Source organism: Fictibacillus nanhaiensis (assembly GCF_023715445.1).
Classification (GTDB): domain Bacteria; phylum Bacillota; class Bacilli; order Bacillales; family Fictibacillaceae; genus Fictibacillus; species Fictibacillus nanhaiensis_D.
The window spans coordinates 1,075,283-1,092,991 of sequence record NZ_JAMBOD010000001.1 but is presented as its reverse complement, the minus strand read 5'-3'; the positions used below and the strand labels follow the sequence as shown (position 1 = coordinate 1,092,991).

14 protein-coding genes, 1 tRNA gene and 2 pseudogenes are annotated in these 17,709 nt (G+C 38.5%); 11 read left to right on the top strand and 6 right to left on the bottom strand.

Going from position 1 to position 17,709, the window contains the following annotated elements; genetic code table 11:
- The first annotated feature begins 3 nt into the window (after nucleotides 1-3).
- Nucleotides 4-984, top strand: a complete 981-nt coding sequence (locus M3196_RS05635; RefSeq protein ID WP_251321235.1) for a LacI family DNA-binding transcriptional regulator — start codon at nucleotides 4-6, stop codon at nucleotides 982-984.
- Between the two features lie 349 nt (nucleotides 985-1,333).
- Here M3196_RS05635 and M3196_RS05630 read toward each other — a convergent pair.
- The 4 genes and pseudogenes from M3196_RS05630 to M3196_RS05620 all read right to left on the bottom strand — a co-directional run bounded on the left by M3196_RS05630 (nucleotide 1,334) and on the right by M3196_RS05620 (nucleotide 4,999).
- Nucleotides 1,334-2,532, bottom strand: a pseudogene (locus tag M3196_RS05630) (IS110 family transposase).
- 526 nt (nucleotides 2,533-3,058) lie between these two features.
- Nucleotides 3,059-3,541 carry a HEPN domain-containing protein gene (locus M3196_RS22090; protein WP_338082936.1) on the bottom strand — a complete coding sequence of 161 codons (483 nt, stop codon included), beginning with the start codon at nucleotides 3,539-3,541 and terminating at the stop codon, nucleotides 3,059-3,061.
- A gap of 90 nt (nucleotides 3,542-3,631) precedes the next feature.
- Nucleotides 3,632-4,459, bottom strand: a pseudogene (locus M3196_RS22085) (HEPN domain-containing protein); the annotation flags it as partial.
- Nucleotides 4,460-4,923: 464 nt separating this feature from the next.
- Nucleotides 4,924-4,999: transfer RNA gene (locus M3196_RS05620), tRNA-Ala, on the bottom strand.
- A 135-nt stretch (nucleotides 5,000-5,134) separates the two neighbouring features.
- Here M3196_RS05620 and M3196_RS05615 point away from each other — a divergent pair.
- From M3196_RS05615 to nagE, 10 genes are all read left to right on the top strand, one after another.
- A complete protein-coding gene (locus tag M3196_RS05615; protein ID WP_251321234.1) occupies nucleotides 5,135-5,317 on the top strand; it encodes a hypothetical protein in 183 nt (60 codons plus the stop codon).
- Nucleotides 5,318-5,527: 210 nt separating this feature from the next.
- Nucleotides 5,528-7,597 (top strand): beta-N-acetylhexosaminidase, encoded by a 2,070-nt coding sequence (nagZ, locus tag M3196_RS05610; RefSeq protein WP_251321737.1) that lies wholly within the window; start codon nucleotides 5,528-5,530, stop codon nucleotides 7,595-7,597.
- A gap of 18 nt (nucleotides 7,598-7,615) precedes the next feature.
- A complete protein-coding gene (locus M3196_RS05605) occupies nucleotides 7,616-8,878 on the top strand; it encodes an exo-beta-N-acetylmuramidase NamZ family protein (protein ID WP_251321233.1) in 1,263 nt (420 codons plus the stop codon).
- 117 nt (nucleotides 8,879-8,995) lie between these two features.
- Nucleotides 8,996-10,180 (top strand): N-acetylglucosamine-6-phosphate deacetylase, encoded by a 1,185-nt coding sequence (gene nagA / locus M3196_RS05600; RefSeq protein WP_251321232.1) that lies wholly within the window; start codon nucleotides 8,996-8,998, stop codon nucleotides 10,178-10,180.
- Complete coding sequence (gene nagB, locus M3196_RS05595) at nucleotides 10,177-10,896, top strand: glucosamine-6-phosphate deaminase (protein ID WP_251321231.1); 720 nt, start codon at nucleotides 10,177-10,179, stop codon at nucleotides 10,894-10,896. Before nagA ends, nagB begins: the two co-directional genes overlap by 4 nt.
- Before the next feature lie 9 nt (nucleotides 10,897-10,905).
- Nucleotides 10,906-11,625 carry a GntR family transcriptional regulator gene (locus M3196_RS05590; RefSeq protein WP_251321230.1) on the top strand — a complete coding sequence of 240 codons (720 nt, stop codon included), beginning with the start codon at nucleotides 10,906-10,908 and terminating at the stop codon, nucleotides 11,623-11,625.
- Nucleotides 11,626-11,679: 54 nt separating this feature from the next.
- Nucleotides 11,680-13,053, top strand: a complete 1,374-nt coding sequence (locus M3196_RS05585) for a PTS transporter subunit EIIC (protein ID WP_251321229.1) — start codon at nucleotides 11,680-11,682, stop codon at nucleotides 13,051-13,053.
- 17 nt (nucleotides 13,054-13,070) lie between these two features.
- Nucleotides 13,071-14,117 (top strand): DUF871 domain-containing protein, encoded by a 1,047-nt coding sequence (locus tag M3196_RS05580; protein ID WP_251321228.1) that lies wholly within the window; start codon nucleotides 13,071-13,073, stop codon nucleotides 14,115-14,117.
- A gap of 56 nt (nucleotides 14,118-14,173) precedes the next feature.
- Nucleotides 14,174-15,079, top strand: coding sequence for an N-acetylmuramic acid 6-phosphate etherase (gene murQ / locus M3196_RS05575; protein ID WP_251321227.1), 906 nt, complete (start codon nucleotides 14,174-14,176; stop codon nucleotides 15,077-15,079).
- Nucleotides 15,080-15,094: 15 nt separating this feature from the next.
- Complete coding sequence (gene nagE, locus M3196_RS05570) at nucleotides 15,095-16,498, top strand: N-acetylglucosamine-specific PTS transporter subunit IIBC (RefSeq protein ID WP_251321226.1); 1,404 nt, start codon at nucleotides 15,095-15,097, stop codon at nucleotides 16,496-16,498.
- A 42-nt stretch (nucleotides 16,499-16,540) separates the two neighbouring features.
- Here nagE and M3196_RS05565 read toward each other — a convergent pair whose 3' ends face one another.
- Together M3196_RS05565 and M3196_RS05560 are read right to left on the bottom strand one after the other, a co-directional pair.
- Complete coding sequence (locus M3196_RS05565; protein ID WP_251321225.1) at nucleotides 16,541-16,717, bottom strand: YjcZ family sporulation protein; 177 nt, start codon at nucleotides 16,715-16,717, stop codon at nucleotides 16,541-16,543.
- A gap of 125 nt (nucleotides 16,718-16,842) precedes the next feature.
- The gene (locus tag M3196_RS05560) at nucleotides 16,843-17,511 is read right to left on the bottom strand and encodes a hypothetical protein (RefSeq protein ID WP_251321224.1); all 669 of its coding nucleotides are present in this window, start codon (nucleotides 17,509-17,511) and stop codon (nucleotides 16,843-16,845) included.
- Nucleotides 17,512-17,709 lie beyond the last annotated feature (198 nt).

Here is a 17,709-nt window from a genome sequence, read left to right as displayed (position 1 = left end):
AAGATGGCGACGATTCATGATGTGGCAAAGCTTGCCGGAATATCTCGAACGACCGTTTCAAGGGTCTTGAATTGCCACCCTTATGTTGCAGAAGAAAAGAAGCGTAAGATATTAAACGCAATGAAACAATTAGACTATGTGCCTAATAGTTCAGCGCAACGATTACGTAAAACCAAAACGGATACGATTGCTGTTTTTGTACCAAGAATCACGAACCCCTTCTTTAGTCACCTGGTAGAAGTGATGGAGAACGAGGCAGCAAAGTTTGGGTATAAACTTATTCTCTGTCAGACTCATTACAACAAAGAACAAGAAAAGAAGTTTCTTGAGCTGTTAAAAACAAAACAAGTGGATGGCGTAATTCTGACCTCGATAGAAAACGAATGGAGACATTTTAAACCGTATATGAGCGATGGTCCTATAGTGATTTGTAACGAATACGATGATGACGCTTACGTTCCGTCGGTCTATTTAGACCAAGTGAAGGGTGGATACCTTGGAACGAAACATCTCATTGACCGCGGATACAAAAGAATAGCGTATTGTGCTGGAAGTGAGAGAAGGTCCAGGTTAACAAGAGACCGGAGAAAAGGGTACGAACAGGCTATGAAAGAAGCAAGTTTAGTAATTGATGAAGACTGGTACTTGTACAATGCGATCAGTATAGAAGATGGAAAGAATATGTTTCAACGATTAAAACAGTTAAAAAATAGACCAGAAGCGATTTTTACGGGCAGTGATGAAGTGGCTGCGGGGCTCTTAAAAGCAGCAAAAGATAGTGGTTGGCGGGTTCCTCAAGATCTAGCCATCATTGGTTTTGATAACCAGCCTCTCGCGCAGCTGCTGGGTTTATCTACAGTCGCACAACCAATTGAGAAAATGGGGAGTCAGACAATGAAAGTAATGATTCAAGCAATCACTGGTGAGGAAAGTAAGGACCTAACAAATTTATCCTTCCATTTGATTCATAGAACAACAACATAATTGGAAGATGTAAGGGACAATATCATATATGTTGTTTTATATTTTTTCATATAAGTTAAAAGGTTCTGATCTTTAATAAAAACAGAATAAAGGAATTCGTACAGCTAGCTAAAATTATATGTGAATTAGCTAGCTTTTTTTGTTGATCTTCCAAATTTAAAGCATTCAACTATACTAAAATGATTATTAATTTGAATCACTTTTTATTCAACAATACCAGCTAATAGAAGGTCAATAGAAAAGCCCAAAAAAGTTAAAAACGACATGTTACAATAAAAATGAACATACTAAATAAGCTTCAAACATGAATTTGAAGTTATTGTAATTAAAGTTTTTTATTGGGTGGTATTTAAACCTTAAATGCCTCTTTACGATTTAATAATGCATAAATCCAATGGATAAGTTTGTTTGCACAAGCAATGATAGCTACTTTATGCGGTTTTCCTTCTTCGCGCTTTTTATCGTAATAAGCTCTTAGTTTTGGATTGCGATTCTTCGTTATGCCACATTGCACAGCTGTATAAAGAGTTTGCCGAAGGCGTGTAGATCCTCTTTTTGTGATTTTGTTGATGGTTGCCTTAAACTTACCTGACTCAAAAACGCTTGGGTCAATTCCTGCGTAAGCAACCAACTTCTTTGGTGATTGAACTGACCGATTTCCCCAATTTCGGAGATGATTGTGGCGGCAATCTTTTCACCAATACCGGGGATTGATTGGATAATCTCATATTCCTCAAATTCTTCTGCCAGGGCATCTATCTCTTCAATTAGTTGGGATAGGTGCCTTTGGTATTGAAGAAGAATTTGAATGTACATGGTGAGACTAGTGATATGACTCGTATATAAGTTACTTTTAAAGGGGTCTCTCTCGGCTGCTTCCTTTAGCTTATAGGCTTTCTCTTCTGCCCACTTATAAGAGCGTTTAGCTCCTTGTTTCAGAATCACTTCAGCGATTTGATCCACTGTTTCCTCCTTCACACCTTGTGGTGTTTGATATTGGAGTAACGTTGCTAATGAGGTGGGCGAATATAGGGCTCCGAAAAGCTTTTTATACTCAGGGAAAACTTGATCTAATATTGTTAGAAATTGAAGCTTTGTTTGTACGTAGGTTCCTGTCAAAGAGTCGTGTTGACGTGTTAAATTTCGCAAGTTCATTATCCTAATACTCTTTTTCTGGAAAGGTTTTAGGTCCTCGTTTTTGTAATAAAGCTCACCTAAGTGAAAGGCATCAATCGCATCAGTTTTGACTTTTCTTAAACTAGCCTTTTTTGCTTCATATGAAAGAACCGGATTGACGAGATAATAAATGATCTGCTTATCCTCTAAAAACTGTAAGACAGGTTCATGGTAATGCCCCGTCGATTCAAAAACGACTGCCGGAGGTAGACCTGCAACTTTTTCAACTTCTTGATAAAAGCGATAAAAATCGTGTAGCCCCAAAACATTATGCTCAAACGTAAAGCTTTTCTTGTAAGGATTCTTCTTTTGTAAAAAGGCTTGTACTTGGGTTTTTCCTTTTGCGACATCCAGGCCAATGACCGGATCCATTCATTATCACGTCTCCTCTTTTGTTTTAGCCGGCAGCCCCTTATCCTAACTTATAGTTTCATAGCTTCGCTTTTTATACGGGATCACGTCCCAACCAGCCTCAAACATGTTTCTACAAGTAGGGGGTGGACAGTATTACGGACGGGATCTTGGTCCCACGGGCCAGAACGTCCTCCCCCGGCTACCTAAAGAATAACCTAAAATAGGCTAACCAGATGGAACTGGTTAACCTCATAATACGATCGGGCCAGATTGTGGAGTAACTCTGGTGTTACGTTGAAGATCCATGATTACGTATACGACATATTTTGAGTATGGGTATATCGTTAAAGTGGATAGTAACTAAAAATGTAAGTAAGATTGTGGATTAAATAAGACAACTTAAGATCAAACTCAAAAGATGTAAGACCAATATTTGTTAACCTCTTCAATCACTAATTAATGTTATTGCGCAGTACAACGATACTGTTGTGGGTTGTAGACCGCTACATTCCACAACCACTCAAGTCAGTGGTGCGGCTTGGAACTATTGATTATTTTTTCTCTTATCGGCTTTTCTTATATCGTTACTAATCATAATCGGTTTTATCCTTTCTCTTGTTCTTTCATGGATAAAATCTTCTTTAAATCCTAATTCTTTTAGTAAATAGAATTCTAAAATGTTACGTAGGATGTGAAAAGCAATTATTAAATCTTCCCCTTTAAGAGTTTTAACATCCAGTTTTTGATTATAGTGTGTGTAGTAATTTCTTGTTTGAGCAATTAACTGAGGGAATTCTACTAATTTGAAGTCTCCGGTATGAAAAATGATCCTATAATCTGCTAGTAACAAATCTGCCAGACGACTTCTTAATATTACAAAACTTTTGCACCCATCTAATAAGAACTCCCTATCATGTTTGCGAAAGGTTTCAGGCCTCAATTCTAATAACTTTTCTACTCTTTTTTTATAATCATGAAGAGAATAAGCAATTCTTCGAGAATGGTAAGTTTCCAATGCTTGTACCATGTTTAAAAATAAATTTTGATTGTATAAACTGTCAATATAGAGTTCTATTATAGGTTCCATTATAGTGGCTACTTCTTGCCATTGTGAGAAATTTGCTTGTCTTAGTTCACTTAAGCTAAAAAGATAATCATGTTTTATTAATTTTTTAGTGCTATTTTTAATTAAAGCGTGTTTATAAGCGTGAATGACTTCTAGCGGCCGAATATGTTTTTCATCATCTTCAAATTCATAATAAATATTGGGGCTCTCAACGATCATCGAGCTATAGTTTAAAGGAGCACCTACAGCTATCTCTATAAGTCTTTTCATTTGGTTAGCTGTTTTCATAAACCATTCTATTGTTTGTATGGATTGGGCTTCGATTATAAGATGAGGCGTTTGCTTTAATGTTATCTCCTCTTTCATGAGATGAAATAGATCACTAAAGGTTAAAAAATAGGATATACTGTAAGTTTCATTTGATTATATTTGGACTGGCTCTACAATCTTTAAATCTATAAGAGAATCTCCTTTTTTGTCCAAATCAGGTCTTACATAGTTTGAAACATCACCCCACTGAATTATCCCAGGTATGCTTATTGTCATTTTAGAAAATTTGATTTCCTCTTCTTCATTGAAATTTACACCATTAAACATGAATTGAGCCTTATATCCAAATACTTCTTCTGATCCTACTCTACTACTAGTACTAATTCTTGAGCAATCGAGAAGAGTAATTTCTGCACCATTAATTGTAGTACCAGTAATAAAAGGAATTTCAAGAGGAAGTTCTAAGTAACTTAAGATAGCACCATTATTAGGTATACGAATATATAATAATATGCCACCTTCATCTTCATTTAAATATAAGTCTCCTGTATATTTTTTTCCTATATTGTTGATCCTCCAAAAACCTGTTGCCGATAAATTTACTTTCATTTTTTCACCACCACAATAGCGTTGATTAACTATACCTATTGTATCTGTATTTAGAAAAATATAGCAACTCAATAAACTTAGTTCAACTTGTTTAGAGATAGAAAACATGATGGTTTAAAACAAATGTAAGCGTAATTACTTTGTGATTTCATCCACCTTATGGGTGCTCATGTTTTTCCGAAAAACAATTAAGAAAATAAGTAACCGAAGCATTAGTTAAACTAAATAAATTATTAGAATTAAATTAACCTAACTACCTCCAACAAGTGCTTTTCTCCCTAAAAGAAATCCTATTTTTATTAAGGTTAAGAGCAGCATTCATGTAATAGGTTATTTCACCCTTTAGTTAACTAAAGGTAAACCAAATGTGAACCTATACGATTAAACAATTTTATTTGATAAAAATTTGCCATTTATAAAAAAACAAAACCCTTGAATCCTCAAGGGTTTTTGGCTGTTATGTATGGTGGAGACTAGCGGGATCGAACCGCTGACCTTTTGGCTGCCAGCCAAACGCTCTCCCAGCTGAGCTAAGCCCCCATTATAATGTGACAAATAAAATTATATCGATTTACTAAACTTGACGCAAGTCTTATTTTGGTTATTCCTGTATAATCCATTTCCTTCTTTCAAAAAATATACTTTGACGCAGTTTAAGAAAGGAGGATATCCATCATGAAATTCAAAAAAGTAGTACTTGGTTCACTTTCTGCATTCCTTTCACTAGGCTTATTGTTTGGCTGCGGTACGCCACAAGATGAACAAGAACCAGATCCAACAGAAGAACCGTCTGAAGAAAATGACCAGCCAAACAAAGACGACGAAATGAATGAAGAACAAAAAGAAGAAAATCAATAATTATATCCAAGCTTTATCCAAAAGGATAAAGCTTTTTTACATAAGGCTTTATTACCTATTATCACTAAGGGTTTGAATTGGTATAGACAACTAGTCCTAGTGCGTTAAAGGACTTAAGTTCTGTTTTAACATCATGTGACAGGAACCTCCCTTTTTCTACCGAAAAGTGTCAAAGAAAGAAAACGCTACCAAAAATGAGGAGGTTTGTTAATTTTGAATATCATTAAAACAGTCCGTTTGATTCTTTTGGCTGCTCTGTTAATTGTGCCTTTGTTTAGCGGGATCAGTAACACTGTGTCTGCGGAAGAATCCAATAATGAACTAATCATTGCACAGAATATTCCGCAGCTAGGTGAGGAAATCGAGGGAGAAACCATTGATCTGTCAGCTTTACTAACCAATGAGAACGGGAAGTATGTCGAAGTCAAAGAAAACCTTAAATGGGGTTCTCTTAATAAAAATGTAGCAGAAGTTTCTCAAGATGGTTTAGTTACGTTAAGCGGGCAAAATGGGAAAACATTTATTTTTGTTACAGATGGAAAATCCTACGACAGAATTGGTATTCATGTAAAACATGATAAAGCAGTCTTTAACAAGCAAGAAGGAAAAAAATATGACATTGTTTCAAAGGCAGTAAAATCAATGTCTGTCAAAGAAAAAGTAGGGCAGATGTTAATGCCGGATTTCCGTAACTGGAACGGACAGCCTGTTACAGAGATGAATGATGAAATTAGGGAGCTTGTTAAGAAATATCATCTTGGCGGTGTTATTCTATTCCGTGAAAATGTAGTTACAACTGAACAAACGGTAAGGCTTGTTAATGAATATAAAAAAGCAAATGAAGATTACGGTTTGCTCCTTTCAATCGACCAAGAAGGCGGAATTGTGACACGTTTGCAGAGTGGTACCGATTTCCCAGGAAATATGGCGCTTGGTGCTACAAGATCAACAGAACTGGCGGAATCTGTCGGACATGCAATCGGATCAGAACTGCATTCTTTGGGTATTAATATGAATTTAGCTCCTGTTCTTGATGTAAATAACAACCCTGACAATCCTGTAATAGGTGTACGGTCATTTGGTGAAGACCCACAGCTTGTAGCTGATTTAGGTACAGCTTATACGAAAGGTTTACAAAATGCTGGGATGGCAGCAACAGCGAAACACTTTCCCGGACATGGAGATACTGCCGTTGATTCCCATTTAGGATTGCCTTCTGTTCCGCATGATAAGGAGCGGTTGCTGGAAGTTGAGCTATATCCATTTCAACAAGCGATGAATGAGGGTATAGATGCTGTCATGACCGCCCATGTCACTTTTCCTAAGATTGATCCAACGACTGTAAAATCGAAAAAAGATGGCACTGACATTGCATTGCCAGCAACATTGTCATATGAAGTTTTAACTAATCTTATGAGAAAAGAAATGGGATTTGAGGGGGTAATATCTACAGATGCATTAAATATGAAAGCAATCGCAGATCATTTTGGTGCTGTTGATGCCGTAATAAGAGCAGTCAATGCTGGTACCGATATTATTTTAATGCCAGTTGGATTAGAGGAAGTTGCAAATGGATTATATGAAGCAGTTGAAAAGGGTGAAATTACAGAAGAACGATTAAATGAATCTGTAGAACGGCTTTTAACGTTAAAAGCTAAGCGTGGAATATTTAAACAAGTAACTGAGATTCCAGTCGAAGATAAAATTGAGCATGCAGAAGAAGTAGTTGGAAACATCACACATAAAGAAGTAGAACAAGAAGTTGCTCGAAAATCCATTACTTTAGTACAAAATAATGGTTTATTGCCTGTTAATAAAAATAATGTGGATTCTGTTGTAGTTATTGGAAACACGAATAGTGAAAATCTACAAAAAGCTTTAGCTGCTCATCACTCAACAGTTGAACTAATTAAGTCCACACAACCTTTAAGTGAAACACAATTAACTAAAGTAAAAAATGCAGACTTAGTGGTACTTGGAACATACACATTCAATGTTGCTGGGAGGTCATCTTCATCTCCGCAAATGCAGATGGTGAACCAAGTGATTCAGGCAGCACCTGATAAAACAATAGCGGTTGGTATACGAAATCCATACGATATTATGGCTTTTCCAGAAGTTACAGCTTATCTTGCACAATATGGCTTCAGGGATGCAAGTTTCAGAGCAGCGGCGGAAACAATTTTTGGATTAAATAACCCGTCAGGAAAACTGCCGATAACGATTTATAGTGAAACAGATCATGTACTATATCCATTTGGTCACGGGTTGAATTATTAATAAGAGGAGGAATGCGCGATGAAAAAATGGGGATTTTTATTAGCGGTTTTACTTTTGTTTTCAAGTATCCTTCCTGCTGCCAGCGTCTTAAATGCCTCGAAAGGCGAGAACCTTTATCATAGGCAAAACTTTAAAACAGGTCTTGAAATGCTGATGAAAGATCAAATTTCACTTTTAGAAGGGAAAAATGTGGGGCTAATCACTAACCCAACAGGGGTTGACCGGGAATTAAACAGTATAGTTGATGTGCTTTACAACCATCCGGATATTGAATTAAAAGCATTATATGGACCTGAACACGGGGTAAGGGGAAGTGCCCAGGCTGGACAGTATGTTGAATTTTACACAGATCCAAAAACGGGACTGCCCGTATATAGCTTGTATGGCAAAACGAAAAAACCAACCCCTGAAATGCTAGAAGGAATAGATGTGCTGGTATTCGATATTCAGGATGTGGGTACTCGCTTCTACACATATATTTATACAATGGCTTATGCGATGGAAGCAGCTAAGGAAAACAATATTCCATTTGTTGTGTTGGACAGACCGAACCCGCTTGGCGGGGAGCAGGTTGAAGGGCCTGTATTAGATCCCTCTTATTCATCCTTTGTAGGCCTTTACCCAATACCATTAAGACATGGGATGACGGTAGGAGAACTTGCAAAATTATTTAATGAAGAATTTAATATTGGTGCAGACTTGGAAGTTGTTGAAATGAAAGGCTGGAAAAGATCTTGGGCGTATGAAGACAGCGGACTTGAATGGGTGCTTCCTTCTCCAAATATGCCTACAAAGGATACAGCCATCACTTATCCTGGTGCAGCCTTAATTGAAGGAACAAATGTTTCAGAAGGAAGAGGAACAACAAAACCTTTTGAACTAATCGGAGCTCCTTATATAAATGGAGACGATCTTGCTAAAGCATTAAATGAACAAGCACTTCCTGGAGTGAAGTTCCGTTCGGCATCTTTCATTCCATCATTTTCTAAGCATGTAGGCAAATTATCACATGGTGTAGAAATACATGTAACAGATGAAAAGTTATTTCAACCAGTTTTATCAGGAATTACATTAGTGAAAATAATACACGACATGTATCCTGAAGATTTTGCTTTCCGTGCGGAAGATAGTTCTGGAAAATCATTCTTTGATCTGCTGATCGGGAATGGCTGGGTAAGGGATGCCATAGTAGCAGGAAGTTCGGTTGAGGAAATCGTCTCAGATTATGAAGAAGAACTAAATGAATTTAAAGAAATGCGACAGAAGTATCTGCTTTATTAAAAATTGAGCTAAGGCTGATCACCTGGCCTTAGCTTTTTTAATTGAATTTTCTGACTGGTATAGACAACTAGTCATAATCATGTTAGTCTTGGCATAAAGTGATAAAGGAGAGTGGACATGAAGCCAAAGTTATTACATGGAGATTATATAGACGAAAATAGTTTACTCGTTAAAGATGGCTATCTTTTAATACAAGATGAAAAAATAATATACGCTGGCAGAGTGAATCCATTATCCAACGGGGAGGAAATGGAAACTTATGGGATGCCATGCAGATCAATAATGATTCCAGGAATGATTGACCTTCATATTCATGGAGCTGCAGGTGCAGATGTAATGGATGGAACTGAGGATGCTCTGTTAAAAATGTCACAAACCTTACCAAAGGAAGGAACAACCTCATTTTTGGCTACTACGATGACTGAAAACATTCATCATATTGAAAGAGCACTCACTCAATCAGCTGAATTTATCGAAAAACAAAAATCTGGAACTGCAGAAATTATCGGTATTCATCTTGAGGGACCATTTATTTCTCCAAAGCGGGCGGGAGCACAGCCAAAAGAATATATTAAGATGCCGGATTTAGACCTTTTTAAACATTGGCAAAAGCTAGCTAAAAACAAGATTAGGTTAGTAACACTCGCTCCAGAGATGGAGGAGGGACATGAATTGGCCAGCTATTTAACTCGTAATAGTATAATAGCTTCTATCGGACATAGTGACAGTACGTTTCAAGAGGTTAAAGAAGGAATGGAAGCAGGTATTTCTCATGTTACTCATCTATTTAATGGAATGAGAGGAATGCATCATCGAGACCCGGGAGTAGCTGGTGCTGCACTTATACAAGAAGAGCTAAATGTGGAGATGATTGTTGACGGTGTGCACGCTAGCCCTGAGATGATAAATCTCGCGTACCAATCAACTGGACCAGATCGGACGATTCTTATTACAGATTCCATGCGTGCAAAAGGGTTAGGTGATGGTACGTATACGTTGGGGGGACAGAAAGTAACTGTTGAAAATAAAAAAGCTTATTTAGAAGATGGTACCCTTGCAGGAAGTATTCTTAGCATGAATGAAGCAGTGAAAAACATGCTGAAATTCACGAATTGTTCGATTGCAGATATCGTCAAAATGACAAGCGTGAATGCTGCGAAGGAATTAAACATTTTTGACAGAAAAGGCAGCCTATCGAAAGGAAAAGATGCGGATATCACAGTATTAACAGATGATTTTAATGTGTATATGACTTTTTGCCGCGGGAAGATGGCGTATCAGCGAAAGGAGGAAAAAGTTTGAAACTCATAGCGGTTTCAGATGAAGAAGAACTTAGCAGAATGGCAGCAGAGATATTATTTGCGAAAGTAAAAGCTTCTGACAGGTTGGTTCTGGGCCTCGCAACAGGGAAAACGCCACTAGGCATGTACCGCTTCCTTACGAAATATAGTAAGGAGTGTAAGCAATCTTTTAAGCATATACACACCGTTAATCTGGATGAATACGTTGGTTCCGTAACTTATCACACATACATGGAGCAGTATTTATTCCAGCATGTTGATATTCCTAGTGATCAAACTCATCTTCCAGACGGGTTGGCCGCGAGTTTAGAAGATGAGTGCAAAAAATATGAACAATTGATAAAGAAACTTGGCGGTATCGATCTCCAAGTTTTAGGAATCGGTGAGAACGGACATATCGGGTTTAATGAACCCGGAACAAAATTTGATTCGAGAACGCATGTTGTACAGCTTACAGATTCAACACTTCAGGCAAATGCAAAGTATTTTGCTGGGATTGAGCAACCAAAAGAAGCCATCACTATGGGAATCGGAACCATTCTTGAAAGCAAAGAAATTCTGCTTCTAGCTATTGGTGAAAGAAAAGCAAATGCTGTTAAAGAGCTATTTAATGGATCATTAAATAAAGACATTCCCGCAACAGCTTTAAATCAGCATCTAAATGTTACGGTGCTCGCGGATAAAGGTGCAAGAAAGCTTCTAGATAAGGAGAGTTGACCCATTTTTATGATTGATAAAACATCACCACTGCCACTTTATTATCAAATTGAAGAGGCGATCAAGCAGAAGATCGATAAAGGAGAATGGGAGTCAGGCAGCATGATCTCCTCTGAAAGAGAGTTTGCTGAGAAATATGAAGTAAGCCGGATGACTGTCCGTCAGGCTATTAACAATCTAGTAAACGACGGTTATTTAACAAGGCGAAAAGGTAAAGGAACTTTCGTCTCTGGAAAAAAAATTGAGCAAAAACTATTAGGTCTTACTAGTTTTACAGAAGATATGAAAGCAAGAGGATATAAACCCGCTTCAAAGCTAGTATCTTTTCAAACGATTAAGGCTAATCATCAGCTTGCAAAGGCCTTGGAGATCTTACAAAATGAAGAAGTTTATGAGATAAAACGTGTCCGTCTTGCGAATGAAGTACCGATGGCAATTGAAACTACAGTTGTTCCAGTAAAGCTTATCGATTTAAAAGAGATTCATATCAAGGAAGGTTCTTTGTACTCTCAAGTAGAGAATGCAGGTTATTACATCGATTTCGCTAATCAAAGTTTAGAAGCTTCTATTGCACGTGAGGCAGAAAGTGAAATTCTGGAGATTGCAAAAGGAGCTCCTGTTCTGCTGATACAAAGACAAACCTACTTAACTACTGGTAAGCCGCTTGAAGTGGTTCATTCCGTTTATAGGGGTGACCGCTACAAATTTATGATCGATATGAAGCGCTAAAAAAGCGTTTTATATAAAAAAATGAAAGCGTTTACGTGAAGGGGGAAGAAAAAAATGGGGAAAGAGCAGCAAATGGCTCATAGCATCATTGAAAAGCTGGGTGGCGCATCCAATATCCAGACATTGATGCATTGTATGACTAGAATTAGGGTGAATTTACATGACCCGTCAAAAGCAGATCTGACAGGTTTAAAAGATGTGGATGGTGTTTTGGGTGTCGTAGAAGATGATACATTGCAAATCATTGTCGGCCCTGGAATCGTAAACCGTGTCACTCTTGCTATGAGTGAAGAAACAGGAATGAATATTCATTCAGTAGACGAAACAAACCCAATGGACTTAGAGCAGATGGCTCGCATGAACAAGGATGCTATCAATAAGAAGAATGCTACACCTTTTAAACAATTTTTAAGAAAGATTGCAAGTATCTTCATCCCGCTTATTCCAGCTATCGTAGCTTCTGGATTGATTGCAGGGATTACCAACGTGGCAATAAGAATGGGTGCAGACCCAGAATCTTCATTCATTCAAATGCTGAGTTTGATCGGATGGGGAGTATTCAGCTATCTAGCAGTATTTGTAGGTATTAACACTGCGAAAGAATTTGGTGGAACTCCAGCACTAGGCGGTGCGGCAGGTATTCTGATCATAAACCCTGGCCTTGCAAACATCACTCTTTTTGGTGATCCGCTAGTTGTAGGCCGAGGTGGTTTGATCGGGGTTATGCTCGCAGCTGTATTAATCGCATGGTTAGAAAAGCGAATCCGTAAGTTCGTTCCGGCTGCCATTGATATTATTGTTACACCTACACTTGCTTTATTAATCACAGGATTTGCAACACTCTATGTTCTTCAGCCAGTAGGCGGATTTTTGTCAGATATTATCACGAAAGGACTATTAAATTTAATTGATATCGGCGGTATTTTCTCTGGACTTATCCTGGCCGGTACATTCTTGCCGCTGGTTGTAACAGGGCTTCATCAAGGTTTAACTCCGGTTCACATGGAACTGATTAATACAATCGGTGATGATCCGTTATTGCCGATTCTTGCTATGGGTGGTGCAGGTCAAGTAGGTGCTGCGTTCGCCATTTACTTTAAAACGAAAAACCAAAGACTTCGCAGAGTTATTAAAGGCGGACTGCCAGTTGGTATGCTGGGTATCGGTGAACCATTGATATTTGGTGTTACACTCCCGCTGGGACGTCCTTTCTTAACAGCATGCTTAGGAGCAGCTGTTGGAGGAGCGTTCCAGGCATTCTTTAAAATCGCAACAATAGCGATAGGCGTATCTGGAATACCGCTTGTTTTCTTAGTTCACACGAATCAGATGGTTCTATATTTAGTAGGTTTAGTCGTCGCTTACATCTTTGGATTCTTGTTCACATGGATGTTTGGATTTAAAGAAAGTATGGCAAAAGACATCTAATCAGGAGTGATCAGCTTTTGTGTTATGGAATTTCTATTTATTTAAGTGAATCTGACACTTTCAATCAAAACTGGATTCAAAATGCCGCAACAGCAGGGTTTCAATATATTTTTACTTCCCTTCATATTCCGGAAGAAAAGGATATCTCTTTCGTTAAAAAAGTTAAACAGCTGGGTGAATGGGCACAAGAGACTCACATGGAAGTGATGGCTGATGTTTCACCTTCTTCACTTGAACGATTAGGTCTGAGGTTTGAAGAACTTCCATTGCTAAAAGACTGGGGTATCTCTGGCGTCAGAATGGATTATGGGTTTACAGCTAAGCAGATCGCTTGGCTGTCTCATTCTTTAAAAATCGGATTGAACGCCAGTACAGTGGATGAAGCTCAGCTTACAGAACTTCTGAATAAGGGACTTCTGCCCAATCAATCCGAAGCCTGGCATAATTTTTATCCGAAACCATTCACAGGTATCTCCAAGCAAGCATTAAAGGATCGAAATGCATTGTTTCACCGCTATGGGATAAAAACAATGGGCTTTATCCCCGGAGATGATCGATTAAGAGGACCATTACATGATGGTCTTCCTACGATTGAGGACCATAGAGGAATCTCACCTATAGAAGCAGCACTGGAACTTCGTGCACTTGGTACGGATAAGATTTGCATAGGTGATCCTAACCTTTCAGAGGAGACTGCGAAAGAATTTAGCTATTTAGTTGATGATATCGTTCCTATCTATGCTTCCTTTAAAGAAGGGTATGAGCATCTTTTGAATAGCCTCCACACAAATAGGATGGATGCGGCGCAATATGTTATACGGTCTGTAGAATCAAGGAGTATGAACATGATTTATGAGTCAGAGATTTCTTCAGGGGATACGTTCGAAAAAGGCTGGATTACAGTAGACAATAAGCTATATGGAAGATATGCAGGCGAACTTCAAATTTGTTTAGAGAATCTTCCGGCCAGTTCAAAAGTGAATGTTGCCGGATATGTAAGAAAAGAAAGCGAGTCACGTTTGAAGTGGATCGCCGGGGGACAAAGGTATCTTTTCTTAGAGTGAGTAGCATATATATGGCATCAGCAAGAGTTATTAATGAACATCGAAGGGAGAACGTGATGGATTTAACAAAATTGGCTACAGAAAAAAGAAACCCAGACACAATTAATATTGATGAACTTTCAACTTTAGAAGTGGTCAAAAAAATACACGAAGCAGATCTAGGTGTAGTCAGCTGTATCACCCCTGTATTATCTGAAATCGGTGCGGTTGCTGAAAAAGTGGTCGAAGCATTTGAAAATGGCGGCCGGCTGATCTATATAGGTGCTGGAACGAGCGGAAGACTGGGTGTGTTGGATGCATCAGAATGCCCCCCAACTTATGGCACAGATCCTAGGTTGGTAGTTGGTCTTATCGCTGGAGGAGATTATGCTCTTCAGCATGCTATTGAAGGAGCAGAAGACGATTCACAACTTGGAAAGAAAGATTTGCAAAAACTGAATGTAACTGAAAAAGATGTTGTTGTAGCAATCGCCGCTTCCGGAAGGACTCCTTATTGTCTTGGTGCAATGGAATATGCAAAAAATCAAGGAACGTATACAGCTGCAGTGGTTTGTTCCCTTAATTCTCCGATGGAAGATGCTGCAGATACATGTATTACGGTTGTTACAGGTCCTGAAGTGGTTACAGGATCAACACGAATGAAGGCAGGGACTGCACAAAAACTTGTCCTTAATATGATCAGTACAACAAGTATGATCAGGTGGGGAAAAGTATACAGCAATCTAATGGTTGATGTTCAGCCTACCAATGTAAAGCTGAAACAGCGCGCCAGAAATATCATTATGGAGGCAGCTGGAGTAACAGAGCAAGAAGCTGAACAAGCGCTGCTCGAACAAAACGGTAATACGAAAGCGGCTATTTATCAGCTCATTACAGGGGTTTCACCAGATGAAGCAAAAGCACATTTGGAACAGCATAACGGAAGATTAAAAGAAGCGATTAAAAACTACACTCACGAGTGAAAGGGGTAGATAAGTATGTTGGGTTTTTTACAGCGTATTGGCCGTGCACTGATGCTTCCGATTGCCGTTCTTCCGGCAGCCGGATTGCTATTGCGGTTTGGTCAAGATGACTTATTAGGTATTCCTTTTTTAGCTGCGGCTGGTAATGCGATTTTTGGACATCTGGCATTAATTTTTGCGATAGGTGTTGCTGTTGGATTATCCAGAGATGGAAGCGGCGCTGCAGGTCTTTCAGGAGCAATTGGCTATTTTGTTTTGACTGAAGGTGCTAAATCAATCGCGGTAGGAACATTAGGATTCGAAAAGTTCGATATGTCTGTTCTGGGAGGTATTTTAGCAGGTGTAATTGCAGGGCTCTTATACAATAAGTTCTATAATATAAAACTGCCGGAATGGCTGTCTTTCTTTGGCGGAAAACGATTTGTGCCAATTGTAACGGCAGGAACGATGGTACTTCTTGGATTGGTTTTTGGATTCATCTGGCCATCTATTCAAATGGGACTAGAAAATGTCGGAACATGGATTACAAGTGCTGGAGCAATCGGCGCTGGAATATTTGGTTTCTTCAACCGTTTATTAATCCCATTAGGTCTTCATCACGTATTAAATAGTTTCTTATGGTTTGTATTTGGTGAATTCACTGGTGAGAATGGCAAGGTCACAGGAGACCTTTGGAGATTCTTTGCAGAAGATCCTAAAGCAGGATTCTATATGGCAGGATTTTTCCCGGTAATGATGTTCGGTTTACCGGCTGCTTGTTTAGCTATGGTTCATACAGCTAAAAAGCATCGTAAAAAAGCGGTTGCTGGAATGCTGGGCAGTATGGCACTTACATCATTTGTAACGGGAATTACTGAGCCTATTGAATTTGCTTTTATGTTTTTATCGCCACTGCTTTATGTGGTTCATGCTGCTTTAACAGCAGTTTCTATGTCAGTGGCAGTATTGTTTGATATCCACCATGGCTTTACATTTTCGGCGGGGGCTATCGACTATTTTCTTAATATTGGAATCGCTCAAAACGGATGGCTGCTGCTGCCAATAGGTGCAGTATATTTTGCTCTATATTATGCCGTCTTCCGTTATTTAATCGTAAAGCTAGATTTGAAGACACCTGGAAGAGAAGATGAAGATACAATCGTTGCAGAAGCAGCGGCAACGGGTACATCAACCGATTCAAAATATGATACGGCAGCGGAAGCGTATATTACAGCTCTAGGCGGTAAAGAGAACATCGTTCAGCTTGATAACTGTATTACAAGATTACGCCTTCAGATCAAGGATATTAGTAAGGTTGATGAAGAAGCTCTCAGAAAAGCGGGATCAAAAGGTTTAATAAAACTTAATAATCAAAACATCCAAGTAGTAGTAGGGTCAGAGGTTGAGCCGATTGCAGACAGCATGAGGGAAAAGCTGTAAAAGAAGAAAACACCATTCCCGAAGGAATGGTGTTTTTTTCTATTATACGTTCCAATAACCACTGACCGGTACGTTTGCTGCATATCCATATGGGTAAGGACATGGATATGAATAAACGCAGCAATTCCCGCTGTACGAAACGGCTCCGACAATAATGAGCAGCACGAATAGTACTACATAAAGCGTAAAGCTATCAGAACAGTACTCTCTCGACGACATGGTTTCACTCCTCTTCTTGCACTGGGAGAAGCCGATTTCTCTCCTTACTCCATGTTATGCAAATAGGATAAGCATAGAAACAGTGATAAATGCGGATTTATAGAAACACATGTTAGTTTACTAGTTTATTTGTAAGCTTCGTCCAGAATGATATAAAGATAATCAGCAAATTCACCTTTAGAAAACATTGTTACCTCATAAACGCCGCCAATATCATTCCATACAAAGGCAGTGTCAGTATCCGTTGCTTCTTCAACATCTGCTGGCAGCCCGGCAAGTTCAAGAGCTTTTGTTTTTTCATCATCAAACAAGATCTCTTCTTCAATCACTGAATAGACGAGACGTGCAGCTTTTCCTTCTACAAACGTAACGGCATATTTTTCATTTTCATAATAGTGGACAACTGCCGGGACAAATTTAGAAGTTCCGGAATAACGGAATTGAATTTCTTCCGTTCGTACGGGTTCTCCCCACATGCTGCTAACTTCTTTTTCTGAAAGATTTGTCAGTTCGCTTGCAACAAATTGATGATGACTTGTTAAGTAATCTTTATCTTCCTCACTAGTGTTTTCGTCAGCATTATCTTCTTTGGAAGTGCCTTCTTCATCTGCATTGGCTGCAGTTTCTTCTGTTTCTTCTTCATCTTGGTCAGAAGCGGCAACTTCTGAAGGTTGATCTTTTTTATTTTCTGTATCCGTCTGAGCCGGTGCTTCATTTTCTTGTATAGCATCTTTAGAACAGGCGGAAAACATTAAGATTACTGCACACATAAATAGTATTAAAGATTTTTTCATGATAGATCCCTCATTATGTAAATTCATTTTATTTAAAATAGACATCAATAATGGTAACAAAAGAAAAAGTAAATTGAAAATGAAAAGTTTGACAGATTAAGAAACATATAGAGTCTGGAGAATAGAATGACATCTAAGCTGAACATAATCATAAAATAATGATAACGATAAAATTGAGGAAGAGATAAAGCAATTATA

What these genes read in the sequence shown, in the direction of transcription:
- M3196_RS05635 (WP_251321235.1), top strand. Translation starts at nt 4, where the DNA reads ATGGCGACGATTCATGATGTGGCAAAGCTTGCCGGAATATCTCGAACG.
- M3196_RS22090 (WP_338082936.1), bottom strand. Translation starts at nt 3,541, where the DNA reads ATGGTACAAGCATTGGAAACTTACCATTCTCGAAGAATTGCTTATTCT.
- M3196_RS05615 (WP_251321234.1), top strand. Translation starts at nt 5,135, where the DNA reads ATGAAATTCAAAAAAGTAGTACTTGGTTCACTTTCTGCATTCCTTTCA.
- M3196_RS05605 (WP_251321233.1), top strand. Translation starts at nt 7,616, where the DNA reads ATGAAAAAATGGGGATTTTTATTAGCGGTTTTACTTTTGTTTTCAAGT.
- nagA (WP_251321232.1), top strand. Translation starts at nt 8,996, where the DNA reads ATGAAGCCAAAGTTATTACATGGAGATTATATAGACGAAAATAGTTTA.
- M3196_RS05590 (WP_251321230.1), top strand. Translation starts at nt 10,906, where the DNA reads ATGATTGATAAAACATCACCACTGCCACTTTATTATCAAATTGAAGAG.
- M3196_RS05585 (WP_251321229.1), top strand. Translation starts at nt 11,680, where the DNA reads ATGGGGAAAGAGCAGCAAATGGCTCATAGCATCATTGAAAAGCTGGGT.
- murQ (WP_251321227.1), top strand. Translation starts at nt 14,174, where the DNA reads ATGGATTTAACAAAATTGGCTACAGAAAAAAGAAACCCAGACACAATT.
- nagE (WP_251321226.1), top strand. Translation starts at nt 15,095, where the DNA reads ATGTTGGGTTTTTTACAGCGTATTGGCCGTGCACTGATGCTTCCGATT.
- M3196_RS05565 (WP_251321225.1), bottom strand. Translation starts at nt 16,717, where the DNA reads ATGTCGTCGAGAGAGTACTGTTCTGATAGCTTTACGCTTTATGTAGTA.
- M3196_RS05560 (WP_251321224.1), bottom strand. Translation starts at nt 17,511, where the DNA reads ATGAAAAAATCTTTAATACTATTTATGTGTGCAGTAATCTTAATGTTT.